General features: G+C 73.3%; 2 protein-coding genes. One reads left to right on the forward strand and one right to left on the reverse strand.

The annotated features are described in order from the left end of the window. Positions 1-18: 18 nt before the first annotated feature. Positions 19-1512: a signal recognition particle-docking protein FtsY gene (gene ftsY, locus D7W81_RS40545; protein WP_279637942.1), complete on the forward strand. Its 1494-nt coding sequence runs from the start codon at positions 19-21 to the stop codon at positions 1510-1512. 12 nt (positions 1513-1524) lie between these two features. Here the strand turns inward: ftsY and D7W81_RS40550 are convergent. Continuing rightward, positions 1525-3277, reverse strand: a 1753-nt coding sequence (locus tag D7W81_RS40550) for a M1 family aminopeptidase (RefSeq protein WP_438503405.1), incomplete at its 5' end; no start/stop codon positions are given.

The raw sequence follows: 3277 nt of genomic DNA on the forward strand, positions 1-3277 counted from the left end.
CCAACGACCTCGCCGCCGGTGAGCCCGGTGTCCGGCGGGACGACGCAGCCGGGCACGGGGACCCCGCCGGACACCGGGCTCACCGGCGGCGAGGTCGTTGGCATTGGTGGCGCGGCCCTCTTCGTCGTCCTGGCGCTCGTCGCGGCGCGCAAGCTCTTCGGTAAGAAGCGCGTGCCGGAAGCCCGGAAGCCCGAAGCCGAGGCGCCCCAGCTGCCCGCGGAGCGCCCCGAGCTGCGCGTGGAGCTGCCGCCCAACGAGGCGGAGCTCGCCCGGCGCCGCGAGCTGGACGACGCCCACGCGCGCATGGACGAGCTGCGCCGCGAGCGCGAGACGGCCTCGTTCGCCGCCCACGCCGCGAAGGACCCGGCGGAGAAGGCCCGGCTGGAGGCGCAGGTCCGCGCCCTCAAGGAGCGCGAGGAGGAGGCCAAGCGCGTCGAGTACCGCGCCAAGAAGCTCCTCGACGACGAGACGCGCGAGCGCCGCAAGCGGGAGCAGGCCGAGGCGGTGCGCCTGCGCGACGAGGCGCTGGCCCAGGAGGCCGCCCAGGCGGAGGCCGCCCGTCAGGCGGAGGCCGCGGCGGCGCGCGCCAAGGTGGAGGCGGAGGGCGGACGCACCCTGGCGCAGGGGCTGGACCGCACGAAGAACCAGGGCTTCATGGCGCGGCTCAACGGCCTGTTCGGCGGACAACGCGCCATGGACGAGTCCGTGCTGTCGGAGCTGGAGGAGATCCTCTTCACCGCCGACATCGGCGTGCGCACCGCGGACCACCTGGTGGAGGTGGCGCGCGACAAGCTCAAGCGCTCCGAGCTGAAGGATCCGGAGCGCATCAAGGGCGCCATCCGCGACGAGGTGGCGCGCATGGTGGACCTGCCCGTGCCGCGCTCGCTGGAGGGCGGAGGCCCGCCGCACGTGGTGATGGTGGTGGGCGTCAACGGCGCCGGGAAGACGACGACCATCGGCAAGCTGGCCGCGCAGCTCACCGGCAAGGGCAAGAAGGTGGTGCTCGCCGCGGGCGACACCTTCCGCGCCGCCGCCACGGAGCAGCTGGACGTGTGGGCCGGACGCGGCGGGGCGCAGCTGGTGAAGGGCCCGGATGGCGGTGACCCGAGCGCCGTCATCTTCGAGGCGGTGAAGAAGGCCCAGGCGGAGGGCGCCGACGTCATCATCGCGGACACCGCGGGCCGGCTGCACACCAAGGCCCCGCTCATGGAGGAGCTCAAGAAGGTCAAGCGCGTGATGGACAAGGCGCTGCCCGGCGCGCCCCATGAAGTGCTGCTCGTGCTGGACGCCACCAACGGGCAGAACGCCATCCAGCAGGCCAAGCAGTTCCACGAGGCCGTGGGCGTCAGCGCCATCGCGCTCACCAAGCTGGACGGCACCGCCAAGGGCGGCGTCATCATCGGTATCTGCGACGAGCTGAAGCTGCCCGTGGTCTGGGTGGGCGTGGGCGAGAAGCCCGCCGACCTGCGCCGCTTCGAGCCGCGCGAGTTCGTGCAGGCGCTGTTCGACTGAGCAGCGTCCGGCTCACTGCCCCATGAGCTGGGGCAGCAGCTGTTCCAGCAGTTGCTGCGTCTGGGCGTCCAGCTTCACGTCGCCCAGGTCTCCGCCCATGGCCCCCATGAGTCCCTGGAGGTCCGCGGCGCCCAGGTCCTCGTCGCCGTGGGCCTCCTCCCACCAGCGCGTGCGCAGCTGCCCCAGCGCCTTCGCGTTCGTGGGGCTCGCCTTCGCCAGCTCCTGCGTGAAGCACGCCTTGCACGCCCACTTGAAGCGGTACGTGTCCACGTACGCGCGCAGGGCCTTGAAGAAGGCGCTGTCCCCCACCAGCTTGCGCGATGCGTGGTGCAGCAGCGGCGCCTTGCCGTACACGAGCGCGCCGTACTCCAGCTCTCCGCCGTCGAAGTCGCCCGTGGGCCGGTCCGCGCGGCCGTCGTTGCCGCCGGCCAGCCGGAAGAACTGGTAGGGCATCACCAGGGCCTCGTTGCGCAGGGACTCGGCGGCCTCCGGGCCGTGGGCCCATTCCATGTAGAGGAGCGCCGCGTACTGCGCCAGGGACTCGTCCACCACCGGGTCGTGGATGGGGTCCGAGCCCACGAGCCCCGCGAAGTACTGGTGCGCCACCTCGTGCGCCACGGTGAACTCCAGCGTGCGCTCCAGGGACTCGCCCATCTGCGCCAACAGGCCCGCGCCCTGCGCGCCCAGGAGCGCCTGGAAGGCCTCCATGCCGGGCATGCCCGACAGCATCGACAGGGGGTCCTGCTTCGCGCGGTAGAGCGACGTCCCCACCGTCACCAGCCCGGGGAACTCCATGCCGCCCGCGCCTCCGCTCAGCGGCGCCTGCACCACGCGGAAGTGGGTGAAGGGCAAGGGGCCCAGGCGCTTCTCGAACTCCGTCAGGGCCTGCGACGCGTACTTGAGCACGCGCTTGCCCACGGCCGCGTCCTGGGCCGCGAAGTGGCTCTCCACCGTGACGCCGTTCACCGTGGCGGTGGCGGACTGGTAGCCGCGCGTCACCAGCACCGGGAAGTCGCGCACCGCCGCCGCCGCGAAGCTGTAGCGCACGCGTCCGTCGCGCTCGGGCACCGCGCCCAGGGGCGTCCCGGTGGCGTGCGCAGTCCAGCCCGCCGGCACGGTGAGCGTGGCCAGCACGTGCGCGGGTTCGTACAGCGCCAGGTCGCCCGTGCCCTGCGGGCCGGCCCACGGTTGGCCCTGGTCATCCATGGGCGGCACCTGCGGCACCACGCCCACCAGGCTCACCACGTCCGCCGTGGCGGAGAAGGCCCCGTGGTCATCCGCGCCGGCCTTCCCACCGCCCATGAGCCCTCCCCCGCCCAGGAGCGACTCCGCGCCCGGCGCCGCCTTGGGCACCGTCCCCTTCACCGCGACCTCCAGCGACACGGTGCCGCCCGGGGCCACGGGCGGCTCTACAGCAATGCGCTGCAACGTGGGCTCCGGTCCCAGCTCCAGCGCCACGGCCTTGCCGTTGAGCTTCGCGCCGGAGAGCGTCACCTGCCGGGAGCGGGTGTTGGGCGTCAGCCGCAGGTACAGCTCCGTCACCGGCTGGGGCCCCTTCGCCACCAGCTCCACCTGCACCTTGCCCCAGACGCGCCGCTCCTTGGGCTCCACCTCCAGCTGCACGCGGTAGAGCGGCACGGACTCCAGCGGCCCCAGCGCCTTCGCGGCCCGGTCCCGCTCCGACGGCTTCAGGTGCTGGAGGCACAGCTGCACCTCCGGCGCCACGCTGCCCGCGCCCGGGATGGTGGGCGCGGTGGGGGTGGAG

The organism is Corallococcus aberystwythensis (assembly GCF_003612165.1).
In the GTDB taxonomy this organism is placed as follows: domain Bacteria; phylum Myxococcota; class Myxococcia; order Myxococcales; family Myxococcaceae; genus Corallococcus; species Corallococcus aberystwythensis.